The organism is Profundibacter amoris, from assembly GCF_003544895.1.
GTDB classification, from domain to species: Bacteria; Pseudomonadota; Alphaproteobacteria; order Rhodobacterales; family Rhodobacteraceae; genus Profundibacter; species Profundibacter amoris.
Map to the genome: position 1 here is coordinate 1,113,223 of NZ_CP032125.1, position 18,352 is coordinate 1,131,574.

The window sequence follows — 18,352 nt, forward strand, 5'->3', positions numbered from 1 at the left end:
TGAAAACAGCTAGTCTGATTTCGAACAACAAACAGGAGACGCAAACAATGAGTGAAGAAACCCGTATCGAGATCCGCAAGGATGGCCCGTTGATCGTGAAAAACTGCAAAACGATCGTTCTGCCCGACGGCACCGTGGCCGAGGAAAAGGCCATGACCGCCCTGTGCCGTTGTGGCATGTCGGCCAACAAACCCTTTTGTGATGGATCGCACAAAGAAAACGGCTGGAGCGACGAATAGCCTGTGACACAAAGAGGCCCCGCATCAGCTGCGGGGCATATCTTTACAGTTCTTCGACGGTGACCTGTGCCGGATCAAAGGCCAGATAACCCTTGATCTGCGCCACGGATTCAAGCGGGTTCTCATAAGACCAGACCGCATTTTCCAGCACCAGACTTTTGGTCTGGATCGAATAATAGCGCGCATCGCCCTTGTGCGGGCAGTGGCTGCTCTGGTCGCTTTCATCCAGAAAAATCATCGCAATATCGTCCCGCGGAAAATAGATAACCGGTTTCATATCACCTTCCAGCAACTCCAGCGCGTTCCAGCTTTCGCCCAGAATCGCCCCGCCTGCGCGCACCACCCATTTGCCGTTTGCCTTGTGTATTTTGATATGATCCGACATGCGCTGCGCCCCTGTGATGTTGAGTGAGCACTGACACTAACACATCTAATAGGCGATTTGCACGCCCCAATGCCGCGCAGGCAAATTTTTTCCTGCCCGCATTTACAGCTTGCGTCGCAGCATTTGCCAATGCAGGCCGATCGGTGGAAAGAAAAACAGCAGGAAACCCAGTTTTGTATAGGCCAGATACATTGCCGGTATCCACAGGATGGCAATCACCAGCCCAACCCCGCCGGCAATCCGCGTGGCCATGCCCGGTGATGTGAAGCGCAGCAATATCAGATGGAACAGCTTGCCGCCGTCCAGCGGCTGCACCGGAATCATGTTGAAAATAGCAAGGAACAGGTTGATCCAGGCCAGCAGGTTTACCGCCCACATCAACAGCCCTTCGGGCATATAGGGCCAGACCAAGGAAGCCACCGCCCAGATGGTCAGGTTTACCATCGGGCCCATTGCCACGATCAGTTCTTCTTGTCTGGGTGTGGCCGAGCGGGTCCGTTCGCAAAATCCGCCACCGCCGTAAATCATGATCCGGCGCACGGGGATCCCCTGTATCAATGTGGCCCAGGCATGACCCAGTTCGTGCAGATAAATCGAGCCGATAACCAGCCCCAGAAAGATTGCGTTATAAAACAGTTGTGTGCTGCTGCTGCCAAAGGACAAGAACAGAAATACCAGCAGAAGTATGCTGGAGCCGATATGCACCGGCACCCCGAACACACCGCGAAACTCGAAGATAACTTTGCTGCTGCCGAACATTCAAACCCGCCAAATCATTAATAAATCGGTTTCGTTATAAGGGCGCACAGGCGCGGGTCAACCAGTCAAGGGTTTCTCCTTTGACCAAGGGGGACAACATTTCGAGGGTCTTTGCATGATAGGCATCCAGCCAGTCACGCTCGCCGCGACTTAACATGTCCACCTTGATCAGTCGCCGGTCGATCGGCACATAGGTCAGGGTTTCAAATGCCATCATATCGCGCGCGTCCGCGCCTTTCAGGGCAGGGGCCGGTTGTACCACGATCAGGTTTTCAATGCGGGTACCAAAGGCCCCCTCGCGGTAGTAGCCCGGCTCGTTCGACAGGATCATGCCGGTTTCCAGTGGCACATCCGAAACCTTGGAAATCCGCTGCGGACCCTCGTGAACCGACAGATAGGTGCCCACCCCGTGGCCGGTGCCATGGTTATAATCCTGCCCCGCCAGCCACAGCGGATAACGCGCCAGCGCATCCAGATCGCGCCCCGCCAGCCCCTTGGGAAATCGCACGCGGGACAGGGCAATCATGCCTTGCAACACACGGGTATAACAGGTTTTTTCCTCGTTTCCCACATCGCCAACAGCCACAGTGCGGGTGATGTCGGTGGTGCCGTCCAGATATTGCCCGCCGCTGTCGACCAGCAGCAATTCGCCTTTGCGGATTTCGCGATTGGTTTCCTGCGTCACCCGATAATGGATGATCGCCCCGTTCGGCCCCGCGCCGCAGATGGTTTCAAAGCTGATGTCGCGCAGTGCACCGGTGTCGCGCCGGAACCCTTCCAGCTTTGTGACCACGTCGATTTCACTCAACCCGCCCTTGGGCGCGGCCCGGTCCAACCAGGCCAGAAAATTCACCATCGCCACCCCGTCGCGCAAATGCGCCGCGCGGGTGCCGGCAATTTCGGCGGAGTTCTTGCGGGCTTTGGGCAGGATGCAGGGGTCGGCTTTGGCCTGCACCTCGATACCCGCGCCCTGCAATATATCACTTACGGCCACCGGCGCCGTATCGGGATCAACCCGCACCACGCCTTGCAACGCCATCAAGGCAGGTTCAAACGCCTCCCAGGGCTGCACCTCCAGCGCCAGCCCCTCGGCTTTGGCCGGATCGGTGAACAGATCAACCCGCCCGTCCGCGTGCAGAATGGCAAATGCCTGCACCACGGGGTTGCGCTCGATGTCGCTGCCGCGAATGTTCAGCAGCCAGCAAATGCTGTCGGGCAGGGTCAGAACAGCCGCCTGTGCACCGGCGTTCTTTATATCTGCGGCAATACGCTTGCGCTTAGCTTCGGCTGTTTCTCCGGCAAATTCAACAGGATACTCTATGATCTTGCCACTGGGTCGTGGCGGGCGATCCGCCCATATCCGGTCCACCAGATTATCCACCGCCACCAGTTCCACACCGCAACCGGCCAGCTTTTCCATCTCGCCTTTGGTGTGTAGCCACGGATCAAAACCGACCTTGCCACCATCGGGCAAGGCCTGCTTCAACCAGTCCGCAAGCGTCGTTTCCGGCCAGTCCACCGGCGTGAAATGTTCTGGATCGACCTGCGATTTCACCTGCGTGCGATAGCGTCCGTCCACGAACACCCCCGCCTGATCCATCAGCGCGGCACAAAATCCTGCTGATCCGGTAAATCCCGTCAGCCATGCCAGTCGCGCGTCACAGGGGGCGACATATTCGCCCTGATGCGCATCTGCACGCGGCACCAGAAACCCGTCCAGCCCAGCGCGCGCGATTTCCTGCCGCAACAATGCCAGTCGCGCCGGTCCCTTTTCGGGCGTCGATGTCACCTCGAAATTCTGGAACATCCCTCACCCCTTCTTCTTGCAAAAAATACCTGCCGCGCGCAGCGCTACGATGCGCGCTTGATCCCCATTACCCGCGCCCGTGCGCGTGGGTCACTGTCAAACAAAGACGCTAGTTGTTCGGTCATCGCACCGGCCAGTTGTTCCACATCGGTGATCGTCACTGCGCGGTCGTAATAGCGGGTCACGTCGTGGCCGATGCCGATCGCCAGCAGTTCCACCAGCTTCTTCTTCTCGACCATCTCGATCACATCGCGCAGGTGTTTTTCCAGATAATTCGCGGGGTTGACCGACAAAGTTGAATCATCCACCGGCGCACCATCGGAAATTACCATCAGGATTTTGCGCGCTTCGGGGCGGCCCACCATGCGCCGGTGCGCCCATTCCAGCGCCTCGCCGTCGATGTTTTCTTTCAGCAGTCCCTCTTTCATCATCAGCCCCAGATTGGGGCGCACGCGGCGCCAAGGGGCATCCGCCGCCTTGTAAATTATGTGGCGCAGATCGTTCAGACGGCCGGGCACCTGTTCGCGCCCCGCATTCAGCCATTTTTCACGGCTTTGGCCGCCCTTCCACGCCCGCGTGGTAAAGCCCAGAATCTCCACCTTGACCTGACAGCGTTCCAGTGTGCGGGCCAGAACATCGGCACAGATCGCGGCAATCGAAATCGGACGGCCCCGCATGGAACCGGAATTGTCGATCAGCAGGGTTACGCAGGTGTCGCGAAATTCGGTGTCTTTTTCGATCTTGAAGGACAGAGGAGTCGTCGGGTTTGCCACCACCCGCGCCAGACGGCCCGCATCGAGTATCCCTTCTTCCAGATCAAATTCCCACGCGCGGTTCTGTTGCGCCTGAAGGCGGCGCTGCAATTTGTTGGCAAGGCGTGAAACAGCGCCCTTCAGCGGTTCCAACTGCTGATCCAGATAGGCGCGCAGGCGTTCCAGCTCGGCCGGTTCGGCCAGATCCTCGGCGCGGATTTCCTCGTCGAAATCGGTGCAGTAAACCTTGTAGTCCGGATCGGCCTCGGACACAGGGGCAGGGGGCGGCGGGTCCATCGGCGCCTCGCCCTCGGGCAGTTCGGCCTCGTCGCCCTGCTCCATATCGGCCATGTCGTCCATTGTGACGCTGGCTTGGGACTGATCCTGCTGTTCGTCCTGTGATTGCTCGGGGCTGGCCTCGGCCTCTTCCTGCTCGTCATCCTGCCCCTGGCTGTCGGGGTTGTCGTCCTGCTCGTCGCTTTCCTCGGATTGCTCGTCGCTGTCGTCATCCTCGGCGTCGGGATCATCGCCCAACTGGTCGCCATAGCCCAGATCGGCAATCACTTGGCGCGTGAAACGGGCGAAATCGGCCTGATCGGCCAGCATATCCTGCAAGGAGTCCAGCGTGCCGCCGGCTTTTTCCTCAAAAAACCCTTTCCACAGGTCCAGCACGTTTTGCGCATCCGCGGGCAGGTCACGGCCCGTGGCCAGTTGGCGCACCAGATAACCGGCCGCCTCGCTTAGGGGGGCTTCGGCCTGATCAGTGATCTCGCCATAGCCGCGGCGCATGGCCTCGTCGGCGATTTTGGCGTCGATGTTGCCCAGAGTGCCGGGCATGTCGCGCGCGCCTACGGCCTCGCAACGGGCGTTTTCCATCGCCTCATAGATGCCGCGCGCCAGTTCCCCTTGCGGGGCATAGCGGGCGTGGGTGGCGATGTCGTGGTGCTTGTGGCGCAGGGCCAGAGCATCCGCCGTGCCACGGGCCAGCAGCACCTCGTCATGGGTCATCCGGCGGGTGACCTGCGGCAGGCGCACGGTGTCCTGCGTTGCCCCCGGAGGGTCCACGGTGAAAGAGACCGACAGCTCGGGGTCGTCGGCCATCACTTTGGTGGCCTCGGTTAGCGCCTTTTTAAACGGGTCGGCGGGGTTGTCGGTTGGTTTGGTCATTGCGTCGGCCCTTTTGGCTTATGCATGTTATAGAGTTTGATGCAAATATCCATGTCTGCTTGATAGGTAACGCGAAAAGGGCTGTCATCCCCCCAAGGATGCCCCGTTGTTTCTAAAACGTTCAAATATGCGTCTCTGTATTGTTGTGCATAATGCCATTTAGCCATGCCCATTTGGTAATTGGCGTTTTCAAAATCCATGCCATCGGCGATGAACGTTTTTTCCGAGGCTTGCGAGAAATAGTCGCTCATCTTGAACGTTAACTGGTGCTTTTCATGATATGCATCCAGTTTTTTGGTAAACACGCCCGTTTCTTCATTTGGCAACATCATGGGGGCGGTATCCTCAAGAGTGAAAAGCATGATGCCACTGCATTGTTTTAAAACATCATGCGGTATTTGTGTTCCATCGCCTAACATAATCTGCGAATTATCAATCTTGCCAACGCCATCGGCATTAGCGACTGGTGCAAAGATAATGCCGATTATGAAAGCGAGTTTCCTAACCAAGGCTAACGCTCGCCGCGCTTTCGGGCAGTTCCTCGTCAAAGCAGCGCTGATAGAATTCGGCGACCGTCTGGCGCTCCAGCTCGTCGCATTTGTTCAGGAACGACAGGCGGAAGGCATAACCCACATTGCGGAAAATCGTGGCGTTTTGTGCCCAGTTGATCACGGTGCGCGGCGACATCACGGTGGACAGATCGCCGTTCATGAACGCGGTGCGGGTCAGGTCGGCGACGGTCACCATCTGGCTGATCGTCTTGCGGCCCGAATCCGTGTTGTAGATCGGGTTTTTCGACAGCACGATCGCGCTTTCGGCGTCATGCGACAAGTAGTTCAGCGTGGCGACCATCGACCAGCGGTCCATCTGCGCCTGATTGATTTGTTGCGTGCCGTGGTAAAGGCCGGTGGTATCGCCAAGGCCCACGGTGTTCGAGGTGGCGAACAGGCGGAAGGACGGATGCGGTGTAATCACCTCGTTCTGGTCCATCAGTGTCAGTTTGCCGTCATGTTCAAGCACCCGCTGGATCACGAACATCACATCGGCGCGCCCCGCATCGTATTCGTCAAATACGATGGCGGTGTTGGTGCGCAGGGCAGCGGGCAGGATGCCCTCTTGAAATTCGGTGACCTGCATACCGTCGCGCAGTTTAATCGCGTCCTTGCCGATCAGGTCGATCCGGCTGATGTGGCTGTCCAGATTGACGCGCACGCAGGGCCAGTTCAGGCGGGCGGCGACCTGTTCGATGTGGGTCGATTTGCCGGTGCCGTGATAGCCCTGGATGATCACCCGCCGGTTGTGGCTGAATCCGGCAAGGATGGCCAGAGTGGTTTCCGGGTCGAATTTATAGGTCGGGTCGATTTCGGGCACGCGTTCGGTGCGTTCCTCGAATTTTTTGACGGGCATGTCTGTGTCGACGCCAAAGACCTCGCGGACTGAAATTTCTTCGGTGGGTTTTGTGGTGCTGTCCATGATATCGGTCCGCTTCTTTTTCGTTTTCAGTGCTTACAATGGTTGGTGCAACAATTTTACCGCCTGTGCAAGAGAGGGGCGGGGAGGTTTTGCACATTCCCTGCTTATCTTCTGCGCAAAAACTGTTTAAATCGACCCTATTGAACGGGTTGGGTCACAATAAGGAGCGTCAACATGCCCCAAAGAAAAACACGTGTGATTGCGGCAGGGCTGGTGATTGGTTTGTCCGGGTTGTTGATGATAACCATCTTTATCATCTCGACCTGTGGCCGGTCGATTGGCAGTTGTTTCGCAAACGGAGCCGAGATAATTTTGCCAGCCATGATCGGGGCGGGTCTGGCCGGTATGATGTTTTACGCCTTGTTTGGAGGAAAGGGCCAACGCGGCTGGATGTTGGCCGCGGTTGGTGCAATTCTGGCGACGGCTGTCGGGGCAATGCTTGCGGTATTGGTGTTGGGCGTTTGGAGCGGAGAGGATATCCTGAACGATGCGAGCGTGGTTCTGGTTGGCCCGTGGTTCATTCTGGTGATGTTCGATCAGTTCCCCCTGACGATTTTCCTGTGGATCGGCATTATGATCGCGGCGCATCTGGTTTTGCGCTGGTATTTCATCAATGACACAGAACTGTGAAACCATGTGTTTTGCCTTTGACGGTAGGAAATATGCTATCAGAGCGCCAAAAGGAGTGACGATATGAACAGACGAGCCATGCTGACATCGGGATTTGCCGCGGCTGCGGCCCTTGGAATGGGCACCCTGCGGATCAATGCGTCGACCGAGGAATTCGAAATCATGCGCAGCGAGGCGGAATGGCGTAAACGGCTATCTGCCAAGGCCTATAATGTATTGCGCGAGGAAGGCACCGAGCGCGCCTTTACCAGCCCGCTGAATGACGAGCACCGCAAAGGGGTGTTTGCCTGTGCCGGTTGTGATCTGCCGCTGTATTCATCCGAGACCAAATACGAAAGCGGCACCGGCTGGCCATCGTTCTGGAAGCCCTTGCCCAATGCGATTGGCACCAAAGAGGACAACACCCTGTTCAGCCGTCGCACCGAAGTGCATTGCCGCCGCTGTGGCGGGCATCTGGGGCATGTGTTTGACGATGGCCCAAAGCCGACCGGCAAACGCTATTGCATGAACGGTGTGGCGCTGAAGTTTGTCGCGGCCTGATCATTGTTGAATAGTGGCCCCTGACGGGGCCGCTTTGTGTCTTGTGCCCTCTGGGCACTCGGGGTGCCTGCGGCGCAGGTATTTTCGACAAGAAGAAAGCAGATCAGGTTTTGAAGTGGCGGCTGGTTTTGATCTGTTCCCACGCCCAGACCACCAGTTGCAACTGTTCCTCTTGTGAACGATCCCCGCCATTCAGATCCGGGTGCAGCACCTTGATCAGCTTTTTATACTGTTTGCGCACCTCGGCTTTGGTCCAGTGGTCCTTGGCCTCGAGTACCTCGATGGCCTGACGTTCGGTGGGGGGCAGTTTGCGGGTGCCGGTGATCGAGCGACCCGGATTCTGGGTGGCGTTGGCGCCCAGAACCTGATGCGGGTCATCTACACCCAGACGCGCCCATGCGCGTTCCTCGTCGGTTTTCTTGAAGGGTTTGGTTTCGCGTTCCCAAACGCGGTCCTTGTCCATTTGGGCCGCAACCGCTTCTTCGGGCGAGCCGTCGAAGAAGTTCCATTTCAGGTTATATTCGCGCACATGGGTCTTGCAGAACCACAGGTAGTCGTCCACCGCGTCGGGCGAACGGGGGGCGCGGTATTTGCCCGCTTCTTCGCAGCCCTCGTGCTCGCAGACCCGTGTCGAGGTTTCAAAGGCACCCGACATCCCGCGCCGTCCGCGCGTGCGTTTCTTTTTGTCTGACGACACAGAGATATCAAACCCGAAGGGATCGTCTTTAACCATTTTCCTACCTTTTCGACTCGGACCAGAGAGTTTACCGTGAAACGCGCCGGATAGAAGGGGGCAAAGGAAAAAAATGTCAGTAGAAACGCAGATAAATGAGAAATTGCAGGCAGCGTTTTCGCCAAGTGTGCTGCAAGTGATCAATGAAAGCAGCCAACATGCAGGCCACGCCGGTCATGATGGCAGCAACGAGAGCCATTTTCGCATTATAATTCAGGCAGATGCGTTTGATGATATGAGCCGCCTTGCCCGTCACCGCGCGCTACATGCGGCACTGGGCGAGGAATTGATCGGGCGGATTCACGCGCTTGCGCTGGAAATCAACGGCTGATTATTGCCCGTCAGAACCAACACGCGGGTCTCTGACCTCGGTTGCTTCGGTGGCGGGGCCGACAGCAGGGGCAGTTCGTGATTCTTTTGCTAATGCGCTGTCCAGTAACGGTGCGTGTTGTTCCGGGGCTTTCCTGACGGGACGCGGGGTGACAGGATTGCGTGTTGCGGTCGATGTTTCGGCCTTGGTGGCAATCTTGCGGCGAAACACCAGCACATTGTGAAAGACCGTTGTCTTGCCGCGCAGCCCCGAGCGTTCTTCGCTGGGAAGGGTGTCAGAGCGCTGGTATTCCCAGCCATCAGCCCCCAGTTCGTTCATGACCGTAGCCAGAGCGTTGGCGAATTTTTCCTCGGCCCCTTTGATACCTTTGCCTTTCAGGCCCTTCTTGGGGGCTGGCACAACTTTATACTCGAAATTCGGCATGATACACCTTTTGGGTTGTCGCAAGACGCAAGTCTTAGCAAATTCATTTGTCCAAGTCCAAACGCTTGCGGCTGTTTCCCGCCGCCGCTAGCCGTTCAGTTTTTTCGCAATAATTTCGTTCACCGCTTTGGGGTTGGCTTTGCCGCCGGTGGCTTTCATCACCTGACCGACAAACCAGCCCGCCAGTTTCGGGTTTTCCTTGGCTTTTTCCACCTGTGCGGGGTTTGCGGCCATGATCTCGTCTACCGCGGCTTCGATCGCGCCCATGTCGGTGACCTGTTTCATGCCGCGCGATTCAACGATTTCGGCAGGATCGCCGCCTTCGGTGTAGACAATTTCAAACAGTTCCTTGGCGATTTTTCCGCTTATGTCGCCTTTGGTGATCAGCGCAATGATCCCGCCCAGTTGTTCGGCGGAAACAGGGCTGTGTTTGATGGTTTTCTCGTCCTTTTTCAGACGGCCGAACAATTCGTTAATCACCCAGTTGGCGGCCAGTTTACCATCGCGCCCTTTGGCAACGTCCTCAAAGAACGCGGCATTGGCCACATCGGCGGTCAGCACCGAGGCATCATAGTCGGACAGGCCGAATTCGCTGATAAAGCGCAGTTTTTTGTCGTCGGGCAGTTCGGGCAGGGTTTTGGCAATATCGTCTACCCAGTCCTGTTCGATGGTCAGTGGCAGCAGGTCGGGGCAGGGGAAATAGCGGTAATCATGCGCCTCTTCCTTGCTGCGCATTGAACGGGTTTCGTTTTTGTCCGGATCATACAGGCGGGTTTCCTGACTGACGGTGCCGCCATCTTCAAGGATGGCAATCTGGCGGCGGGCCTCAAAGTCAATCGCGGCCTGCATGAAGCGCATCGAATTCATGTTCTTGATCTCGCAACGGGTGCCAAGATGGTCGAAATCCTGCGTTTCCATATAGCGTTCATAATCGCCGGGGCGGCAGATGGATACGTTCACATCCGCCCGCAGGTTGCCGTTTTGCATGTTACCGTCGCAAGTGCCCAGATAGCGCAGGATCTGGCGCAGCTTGGTGACATAGGCGGCGGCCTCTTCGGGGCCGCGGATGTCGGGGCGGGATACGATTTCCATCAGCGCCACCCCGGTGCGGTTCAGGTCGACAAAGGACATATTCGGGTCCATGTCGTGAATGGATTTGCCCGCGTCCTGCTCCAGATGGATGCGTTCAATCCGCACCACGCGGGCCACGCCTTCGCCCATTTCCACCAGCACTTCGCCTTCGCCGACAATCGGGTGGTAAAGCTGTGAAATCTGGTAGCCCTGCGGCAGGTCGGGGTAGAAGTAATTCTTGCGATCAAAAGCGGAATAAAGGTTGATGTCGGCCTTTAACCCCAGACCGGTGCGCACCGCCTGTTCCACGCAGTATTCGTTGATCACGGGCAACATGCCGGGCATGGCGGCGTCAACGAAGGCCACATTTGAATTCGGCTCGGCCCCGAATTGGGTCGAGGCGCCGGAAAACAGTTTGGCATTGCTGGACACCTGCGCGTGCACTTCCAGACCGATCACCAGTTCCCAGTCGTGTTTGGCGCCACTGATAACTTTGGGGGCGGGGGCGGTATAGGTCAGGTCGAGCATATCTTGTCCATCCGGCTGTTGGTTGTTCCCAGCCTTCTAAAACAGGGGCGGGCAGGGGGCAAGGGGGGACAATGGGCAAGCTGTTGCTGAAACGGGTCGTGGGGATTTGCACTTGCGGGGTAAATAGAGCATCACAGCATGAAATGGTTAGTGGAAAGTTGATATGATGCGTTTGATCCCTTTGGTTGTCTCTTTGTTTTTGCCTTTCTCGCTTGCGGCCTGCAACACCGATAACGTGGATACGCTGGAACCCGAACCGGTCTGGTTCACCATGGACGACGCGGCCCTGCCCGCAGCGCGGTGGGATCACCAACCGATGGGCAAACTGTGGACGCGTACCGCAATCGGGGATCTGGTGTCTGGCGCAGGGAGGCCGCTGGTCAATATGGTGCCTAAGGATATTGACGCATGGTGCCCTGCCTACCCCGATCAGGACCAAATCGGGCGTGCCGCGTTCTGGACAGGGTTGCTTTCGGCGATGTCCAAACACGAGAGCACCTATAACGAGCAGGCTGTCGGCGGGGGGGGGCGATGGTTTGGGCTGGTGCAGATTTCGCCGGCTACGGCCAAGCATTACGGCTGCGGGGCCACCACGGGTGGGGCGCTGAAAAATGGTCTTAACAATTTACAATGTGCGATCACGATCATGGCGGCGACCGTTCCCCGTGACGGGGTTGTGGCGGCCGGTGGCAAAGGGGTAGCGGCCGATTGGGGCCCGTTCCACAATGCTGCAAAACGGGCCGATATGCGGGATTGGGTGTCGCCGCAGGCTTATTGCCAGCGGTGATTTCCGCGGGGTTTAAAACAGGGTTTTGCAGGTGTTTTTTGGCGGGGCGGGCTAACTGGTCCGGGTGAGTTACTTATTGTAATGAATGGGAAAATCTCGATTAATCCTTTGTAAAAACATTTCCACTAAACCGGTTTAGTAGAACGGTAACAAGGCAGCCCAGTCTGCAGTTTCCCTAGTGGGGCTCAGGAAGCACTGCGACGCGCCACTATACAAAGGAGCCACAAATGAAGCCGAACAAAAGACAGGAAAAATACGCCGCCTTTTTTCAGGCCCTGTCCCACAGGCGTCGCCAGATGATTTGTGATATTTTGTTGAAACAGGGGCCCAAAGGGCTGACCTTTAGCGAACTGCAACGTCAAAGCGGGCTACAGGCCTCGACCCTGTCGCATCACCTGTGGTTCATGGATCGGGGCGGGGTATTGCGCCGCAAACAAAAAGGGCGCGAAACTGTATTGTCGGTTGATTTCACGTTCCTGCGCAAACTGTCCTCGGGGTATGGCGAACGGGCGCTGGTTGCCTTATCGCCCGCCTGACACATCCAGCGTGCTGCCGGTGATATAGGAGGCCCCGTCCGACATCAGCCACAATGTTGCCTCGGCCACCTCGTCCGCCGTTCCCATGCGCTTCATCGGGATCCAGCTTTCCAATTGTTTTCCCCGCCTGGGTTCGCCACCCTTGGCGTGGATTTCGGTGTCGATGATGCCCGGGTGGATGCCGACCACGCGGATGCCCTCATCCGCCACTTCCTGAGCCAAGCCGATGGTCATTGTGTCAATTGCCCCCTTGGTGGCGGCGTAATCGACATATTGTTTGCCTGCGCCCAGTTTGGCGGCGATTGAGGACATGTTGACGATTACCCCGCCGTTGCCGCCGAATTTCGTGGACATCCGGCGCACCGCTTGCCCGGCCACCAGAAAAGCGCCGATCACGTTGACATCAAAGATGCGGCGTAGGCGGGCGTGGCTGATTTCATCCACCCGTGCCTTGACATCGACAATGCCTGCGTTGTTAACCAGCGCGTCCAGCCTATTGAAATCCTTGTCAAATGCTGCAAACAGCGCGTCGATCTGTTTCGGGTCGGCCACATCGCACGGATAGATTTCGCAACGTCGTCCGGTGGCCTGCACATCCTTTGCCACGGCCTTGGCCCCTGCGTTGTCCGTGCGATACGTCAGCGCCACGTCATACCCGTGCTCTGCCGCCATCCGTGCGACTGCGGCACCGATACCGGCGCTGCCGCCGGTGATCAGAACAACCAAATGATCCGTCATATCAGCCCTCCAGTATCCGCCCAACCATCTCGCCGGTATCTCCGGACAAATCGGGCGTGGACATTATGCGTTCCAGTTCGGCCCGCATCAGCGCCTGCCGCCCCTCGTCATAGCGCCGCCAGCTTTGGAAGGCGGTGCTCATGCGGGCGGTGGTTTGCGGGTTCACCGGATCCAGTTTGATCAGCCAATCGGCCAGCAGGCGATAGCCAGCCCCATCGGCCTGATGAAATCCGGCGTGATGCCATGCCAGCGCCCCAAACACAGCGCGAAACCTGTTGGGGTTTTTCATGTCGAAATCCGCGTGTTCGGTCAGGGCTTGGGCCGTGGCAACCGTCTGATCGGGGCGGGTATTGGACACCTGCATGGCAAACCATTTGTCGATCACCAACCGGTCATGCCGCCACTGGTCGTAAAACGCCTGTGTCGCATCCGCGCCATGGTCGAAATATTGCAGACAGCCAAGGGCGCTGATTTGTTGTGTCATGTTGTCGGCCGCATCATATTGCGCCTGCGCCTGTTTGCATCCGTCCAGCCGCGACAACAGCCACAGCGCGCTGTTGGCCAGCACCCTGTGACCCGCAGGTCCGGCATCGGGCGAATAGGGGCCTTTCACCTGATGGGCGGCGTAAATCCGTGGCAAATCCTGTTTCAGCCGTTCGGCGCTGGCCTGCGCAAGGGTTTGCGTTGCGTTGAAAATGGCCTCCGGATCGGGCGTGTGGCCGGTATCAAACAGCATCTGTGCCAGTTCCTCTTGCGTGGGCAGGGACATGACCAGCGCCCGAAAGGCCGGATCAAGCGCCTCGTCGGTCAGGATTTTTGCCTTTGCCTCCAGATACATCGGATCAGGCGCGGCCCCGTCGGTGATCATCCGGCGCAACACATCCCGCGCCAGCGCATTGCCGGATTCCCGGCGGTTGAAGGGATCGGTGTCATGGGCCATCAGAAAGGCGCGGGTTTCGTTGTCTGTGTCCTGTTCAAGGATCACCGGCGCCGAGAATTCCCGCAGAATCGAAGGCACAGGGCGCGACGACAATCCTTTGAACTCGAAACTCTGCTCGGGCTTTGTCATTTCCAGCACAACGGTTTCCTGCACCTCGTCCCCGTTGGGGGTCAACAGGCCGACCGCGATCGGGATCACCTGTGGCTGTTTCACATCCTGCCCGGGCGTGGGTGGTGTATATTGTTTGAAATTAAGGGTATAGGTGCTATCCTTGAAGTCATCCGTAACCGTCAGGCGCGGGGTGCCGGCCTGTGAATACCAGCGCATGAACTGGCCCAGATCGCGGCCGGTTGTATCCTCGAACACCTTTAGCCAGTCCTCGATCGTCACGGCCTGCCCGTCGTGGCGCTCGAAATACAGGTCCAGCGCCTGTGCATAGGCATCATCCCCCACCAACCGTTTCAGCATTCCCACCACCTCGGCGCCTTTTTCGTAAACCGTGGCGGTGTAGAAATTGTTGATCTCGACAAAGCTGTCCGGGCGAACGGGGTGGGCCAGCGGGCCGTTGTCTTCGCGAAACTGGACAGCGCGCAGACCATCCACATCGGAAATGCGTTTCACCGCGCGTGATCGCACATCGCTGGTGAACTGGGAATCCCGATACACCGTCAGCCCCTCTTTCAGGCACAGCTGGAACCAGTCGCGGCAGGTGATGCGGTTGCCGGTCCAGTTGTGGAAATACTCATGCGCAATGATCGCCTCGATCCGCTCGAAATTGGCATCCGTCGCGGTTTCGGGGCTGGCCAGCACACAGGACGAATTGAATATATTCAGCCCCTTGTTTTCCATCGCCCCCATGTTGAAATCATCCACCGCAACGATGTTGAACAGGTCCAGATCATATTCGCGCCCGTAAACATCCTCGTCCCACTTCATCGACTTTTTCAACGCTTCCATGCCAAAGGCGCATTTGTCGATGTCATCCGGGCGCACCCAGATGTTCAGGTCCACCTTGCGGCCGGATTTGGTGGTGAAGCTGTCGGGGTGGTTGCGCAGATCACCGGCGACCAGCGCAAACAGATAGGACGGTTTGGGCCACGGGTCATGCCATTCGGCCCAGCCATCCCCGCTAGCGGTGGGGTTGCCGTTGGACAGCAACACCGGCAGATCGCCTTCGATCCGCACGGTAAAGGTGGCCATCACATCGGGGCGGTCAGGGTAATAGGTGATGCGGCGAAAACCCTCGGCCTCGCATTGGGTGCAATACATGCCGTTTGACATATACAGCCCCTCAAGCGCGGTGTTGTCCTGCGGGTTGATCTCGACCTCGGCTTCCCATGTGAAGGGGGCGTCGGGCGCTTGCGCGGTCAGACCCTTGTCGGTGACGACGGGGCTGCATTCCTGCCCGTCAATCGCGGCGCGGATCAGGGTCAGATGTTCGCCATGCACGAAAAAGTCGCGGCTGTCGCTGTCCGGATTGGGGCGAAAGCGGATTTTAGAATTCACGCGTGTGGCGTTGGGCGACAGTTTGAAAGTCAGATGCACAGTGTCCACCAGATAGGCGGGCGGGGTGTAATCTTTCAGGTAAATCTTTTGGCTATCCGGCATCGGGTGTCCTCTCGTCATTCCCCATCGGTGTAACGCATGGAAATTTGCGCACAAGGGCAAGTCGATTGTTTGGCAATAGACGTAAATGCGCGCGATTTTCAAAGAAATCCTGAAGCAGCCAATGAAAACCGGCAATTGTCGTGTTTGCGGGTGATGATTTACACTTGTCAGGATATTATTGGTAATATTTTTTTACCAAAATGCTTGAGTGAGAGGTGGTTTGCCATTAGGTCTCACTTTGGCGGAAGCCTTGGGATAAAGAAAAGGAAGCGTGGAAAATGACGGATCGGGTGGAAAAATACGGCTTGCAGGTGGCCGGAATAATGGCGGATTTTGTCGAGGGGCAGGCGTTGCCCGGTAGCGGTGTGGATGCGGAAACCTTCTGGAAAGGCTTTGCCGCTCTGGTGCATGATCTGGGGCCGAAAAACCGCGATCTGTTGGCCATTCGTGCCAATATCCAGACGAAAATCGACAACTGGCACATCGCGCGGCACGGGCAGGTGCATGATGCCGTGGCCTATCAGGCGTTTTTGCGTGATATCGGGTATCTGCTGCCTGATGGGGCGGATTTTGCCATTCAGACCGCCAATGTGGACCCTGAAATCGCCAGCATTGCGGGGCCGCAACTGGTGGTGCCGATCATGAACGCCCGCTTTGCGCTGAACGCCGCGAATGCACGCTGGGGGTCGCTCTATGATGCGCTGTATGGCACCGATGCGCTGGGCGATTTGCCAACCGGCAAGGGCTATGACCCCGAGCGCGGCGCGCGGGTGATCGCATGGGGGCGGGCGTTTCTGGATGAGGCTGTGCCGCTGGCAAGTGGCAGCCACGCAGACCATGACGGCTATCGCGTGGAGGGGGGTGCCCTGCTGCCTGCGCTGAAGGATCCCGCACAGTTTGCAGGCTATCGCGGAGAGCCGGGCGCGCCCAAGGCAATCCTGTTGAAAAACAACGGCTTGCATATCATTATCGAAATTAATTCCGATGTTGAAATCGGCGCCAATGACAAGGCCCATGTGGCCGATATCCGGCTGGAATCGGCCCTGTCCACCATCATGGACTGCGAAGATTCAGTCGCCGCCGTCGATGCCGAAGACAAGGTGCTGGCCTATTCCAACTGGCTGGGCCTGATGAAGGGTGATCTGTCGGAAACCCTGATGAAAAACGGCCGCGAGATCACCCGCGCGCTGAACCCCGACCTTGAGTTCACCGCCCCTGATGGCAGCGCGCTTGCCCTCAAGGGGCGTGCCCTGATGCTGGTGCGCAATGTCGGGCATCTGATGACCAATCCGGCCATTCTGGACCGTGATGGCAACGAAATCCCCGAGGGGCTGATGGATGCCATGCTGACCACGCTGATTGCCATGCATGATCTGCGCAAAACCGCGGGCTTGCGCAATTCGGTCGCCGGATCGGTCTATGTGGTGAAACCCAAAATGCACGGACCAGACGAGGTGGCCTTTGCCGACGAAATCTTTACCCGTGTCGAAGCCATCCTTGGTCTGCCACAATACACCGTCAAGCTGGGCATCATGGACGAGGAACGCCGCACCAGCGCGAATTTGAAGGAATGTATCCGCGCCGCGCAAAACCGTGTGGCGTTCATCAACACCGGTTTTCTGGACCGCACGGGGGATGAAATCCACACCTCGATGGAGGCCGGCCCGATGGTGCGCAAGGGCGAGATGAAGCACACCCCCTGGATCAAGGCCTACGAGGACCGCAATGTGGATATCGGGCTGGCCTGTGGTTTGCAGGGCAAGGCGCAGATCGGCAAGGGGATGTGGGCGATGCCCGACCTTATGGCGGATATGCTTGCGGCCAAGATCGGCCATCCGCTGTCCGGTGCCAATTGCGCATGGGTGCCCAGCCCCACGGCGGCTACCCTGCATGCCACCCATTATCACAAGGTGGACGTTTTCGCCCGTCAGGATGAAATCGCCGCCGCCGGCCCGCGCGCCACGCTGGATGATCTGCTGACCATCCCGCTGGCCGATGGCACCAACTGGTCCGGGGCCGAGATTGCCGCTGAAATCGAAAACAACGCCCAAGGTATCCTAGGATATGTGGTGCGCTGGATTGATCAGGGGGTGGGCTGCTCCAAGGTGCCGGACATCCACGATGTCGGGCTGATGGAAGACCGCGCCACCTGCCGTATTTCCTCGCAGGCGCTGGCCAACTGGCTGCATCACGGGGTGGTCTCGGCGGATCAGGTGATGGAGGCGATGCGCAAAATGGCCGCTGTGGTGGATAGCCAGAACGCAAATGATCCGTCCTATCGCCCGATGGCGCCGGATTTTGACAGCATCGCCTTTCAGGCTGCTTGCGATCTGGTGTTCAAGGGGCGGGAACAGCCCTCGGGTTATACCGAACCGGTGCTGCATGCGCGGCGGCTGGAGCTGAAAGCAAAACTTGCAAAGGAAATATCATGAGTGATCTGACACTGGACACGGCCCGCACCATCATCCGCGCGGCTTTTGAAAAGGGGCAGCAGATGGGGCTGAACCCGCTGTCGGTCGCGGTGCTGGATGCGGGGGGGCATTTGCTGGCGTTTGAACGGCAGGACGGTGCATCGCCCGGCCGGTTCGGCATTGCCCAGGGCAAGGCCTATGGCGCGGTGATGCTGGGCATGGGCGGCAAGGCCCAGATGGCGCGGGCCGAACAGCAGGCCTATTTTATGGCGGCGATGAACGGGGTTTTCGGCGGGCAGGTTGTACCGGTTCCCGGCGGGGTGCTGCTGCGCGATGATGCGGGCCGTATTATCGGCGCCGTCGGGGTAACGGGGGATGCGTCGGACAATGACGAAGCTGCCGCCCTTGCCGGTATTTCCCAGACCGGCCTGATCGCCGAGCCTTGATGGCTGTGCGGAGTTGCACATATGGATGGGCAACTGTGCATAAGTGTG

The 18,352-nt window shown here is 58.0% G+C and carries 19 protein-coding genes; 8 read left to right on the forward strand and 11 right to left on the reverse strand.

The features are described from left to right. Positions 1-47: 47 nt before the first annotated feature. Positions 48-239 (forward strand): CDGSH iron-sulfur domain-containing protein, encoded by a 192-nt coding sequence (locus tag BAR1_RS05530; RefSeq protein ID WP_118942099.1) that lies wholly within the window; start codon positions 48-50, stop codon positions 237-239. A gap of 43 nt (positions 240-282) precedes the next feature. On the opposite strand, the gene BAR1_RS05535 is transcribed toward BAR1_RS05530, so the two are convergent. The 6 genes from BAR1_RS05535 to cobS all read right to left on the reverse strand — a co-directional run bounded on the left by BAR1_RS05535 (position 283) and on the right by cobS (position 6,582). Beyond that, on the reverse strand, positions 283-624 hold the full coding sequence (locus BAR1_RS05535) for a DUF427 domain-containing protein (protein WP_118942100.1): 342 nt from the start codon (positions 622-624) through the stop codon (positions 283-285). Positions 625-726: 102 nt separating this feature from the next. Then, entirely contained in the window at positions 727-1,383 is a 657-nt protein-coding gene (locus BAR1_RS05540; RefSeq protein ID WP_118942101.1) for a site-2 protease family protein, read from the reverse strand. A gap of 34 nt (positions 1,384-1,417) precedes the next feature. Next, a complete protein-coding gene (locus tag BAR1_RS05545) occupies positions 1,418-3,190 on the reverse strand; it encodes an aminopeptidase P family protein (protein WP_118942102.1) in 1,773 nt (590 codons plus the stop codon). Between the two features lie 44 nt (positions 3,191-3,234). Then, on the reverse strand, positions 3,235-5,109 hold the full coding sequence (gene cobT, locus BAR1_RS05550) for a cobaltochelatase subunit CobT (RefSeq protein WP_118942103.1): 1,875 nt from the start codon (positions 5,107-5,109) through the stop codon (positions 3,235-3,237). After that, positions 5,106-5,618: a hypothetical protein gene (locus BAR1_RS05555; RefSeq protein WP_118942104.1), complete on the reverse strand. Its 513-nt coding sequence runs from the start codon at positions 5,616-5,618 to the stop codon at positions 5,106-5,108. Before BAR1_RS05555 ends, cobT begins: the two co-directional genes overlap by 4 nt. Beyond that, on the reverse strand, positions 5,611-6,582 hold the full coding sequence (gene cobS / locus BAR1_RS05560) for a cobaltochelatase subunit CobS (RefSeq protein ID WP_118942105.1): 972 nt from the start codon (positions 6,580-6,582) through the stop codon (positions 5,611-5,613). Before cobS ends, BAR1_RS05555 begins: the two co-directional genes overlap by 8 nt. Positions 6,583-6,756: 174 nt before the next feature. On the opposite strand from cobS, the gene BAR1_RS05565 reads away from it, so the two are divergent. Together BAR1_RS05565 and msrB are read left to right on the forward strand one after the other, a co-directional pair. Then, complete coding sequence (locus tag BAR1_RS05565) at positions 6,757-7,212, forward strand: hypothetical protein (protein WP_118942106.1); 456 nt, start codon at positions 6,757-6,759, stop codon at positions 7,210-7,212. A 63-nt stretch (positions 7,213-7,275) separates the two neighbouring features. Then, complete coding sequence (msrB, locus tag BAR1_RS05570) at positions 7,276-7,752, forward strand: peptide-methionine (R)-S-oxide reductase MsrB (protein ID WP_118942107.1); 477 nt, start codon at positions 7,276-7,278, stop codon at positions 7,750-7,752. A 103-nt stretch (positions 7,753-7,855) separates the two neighbouring features. Here the strand turns inward: msrB and BAR1_RS05575 are convergent, their stop codons facing one another. After that, entirely contained in the window at positions 7,856-8,485 is a 630-nt protein-coding gene (locus BAR1_RS05575; protein WP_118942108.1) for a J domain-containing protein, read from the reverse strand. A gap of 73 nt (positions 8,486-8,558) precedes the next feature. Here BAR1_RS05575 and BAR1_RS05580 point away from each other — a divergent pair, with 73 nt between their 5' ends. Beyond that, entirely contained in the window at positions 8,559-8,816 is a 258-nt protein-coding gene (locus tag BAR1_RS05580; protein ID WP_118942109.1) for a BolA family protein, read from the forward strand. Here the strand turns inward: BAR1_RS05580 and BAR1_RS05585 are convergent, their stop codons facing one another. Both BAR1_RS05585 and gatB read right to left on the reverse strand, forming a co-directional pair. Next, complete coding sequence (locus tag BAR1_RS05585; protein WP_118942110.1) at positions 8,817-9,239, reverse strand: DUF4177 domain-containing protein; 423 nt, start codon at positions 9,237-9,239, stop codon at positions 8,817-8,819. Positions 9,240-9,326: 87 nt separating this feature from the next. Continuing rightward, entirely contained in the window at positions 9,327-10,838 is a 1,512-nt protein-coding gene (gene gatB / locus BAR1_RS05590) for an Asp-tRNA(Asn)/Glu-tRNA(Gln) amidotransferase subunit GatB (protein WP_118942111.1), read from the reverse strand. Between the two features lie 163 nt (positions 10,839-11,001). On the opposite strand from gatB, the gene BAR1_RS05595 reads away from it, so the two are divergent. Together BAR1_RS05595 and BAR1_RS05600 are read left to right on the forward strand one after the other, a co-directional pair. Further along, complete coding sequence (locus tag BAR1_RS05595; RefSeq protein ID WP_228408758.1) at positions 11,002-11,625, forward strand: transglycosylase SLT domain-containing protein; 624 nt, start codon at positions 11,002-11,004, stop codon at positions 11,623-11,625. Positions 11,626-11,852: 227 nt separating this feature from the next. Further along, on the forward strand, positions 11,853-12,161 hold the full coding sequence (locus tag BAR1_RS05600; RefSeq protein ID WP_118942112.1) for an ArsR/SmtB family transcription factor: 309 nt from the start codon (positions 11,853-11,855) through the stop codon (positions 12,159-12,161). Here the strand turns inward: BAR1_RS05600 and BAR1_RS05605 are convergent. Both BAR1_RS05605 and pepN read right to left on the reverse strand, forming a co-directional pair. Further along, positions 12,147-12,899, reverse strand: coding sequence for an SDR family oxidoreductase (locus BAR1_RS05605; RefSeq protein ID WP_118942113.1), 753 nt, complete (start codon positions 12,897-12,899; stop codon positions 12,147-12,149). The genes BAR1_RS05600 and BAR1_RS05605 overlap by 15 nt on opposite strands. A gap of 1 nt (position 12,900) precedes the next feature. Beyond that, positions 12,901-15,465 carry an aminopeptidase N gene (gene pepN / locus BAR1_RS05610; RefSeq protein ID WP_456107145.1) on the reverse strand — a complete coding sequence of 855 codons (2,565 nt, stop codon included), beginning with the start codon at positions 15,463-15,465 and terminating at the stop codon, positions 12,901-12,903. A gap of 260 nt (positions 15,466-15,725) precedes the next feature. Here pepN and BAR1_RS05615 point away from each other — a divergent pair, with 260 nt between their 5' ends. Together BAR1_RS05615 and BAR1_RS05620 are read left to right on the forward strand one after the other, a co-directional pair. Further along, entirely contained in the window at positions 15,726-17,879 is a 2,154-nt protein-coding gene (locus BAR1_RS05615; protein WP_118942115.1) for a malate synthase G, read from the forward strand. Then, positions 17,876-18,304: a GlcG/HbpS family heme-binding protein gene (locus tag BAR1_RS05620; protein WP_118942116.1), complete on the forward strand. Its 429-nt coding sequence runs from the start codon at positions 17,876-17,878 to the stop codon at positions 18,302-18,304. Before BAR1_RS05615 ends, BAR1_RS05620 begins: the two co-directional genes overlap by 4 nt. Positions 18,305-18,352: the final 48 nt, after the last annotated feature.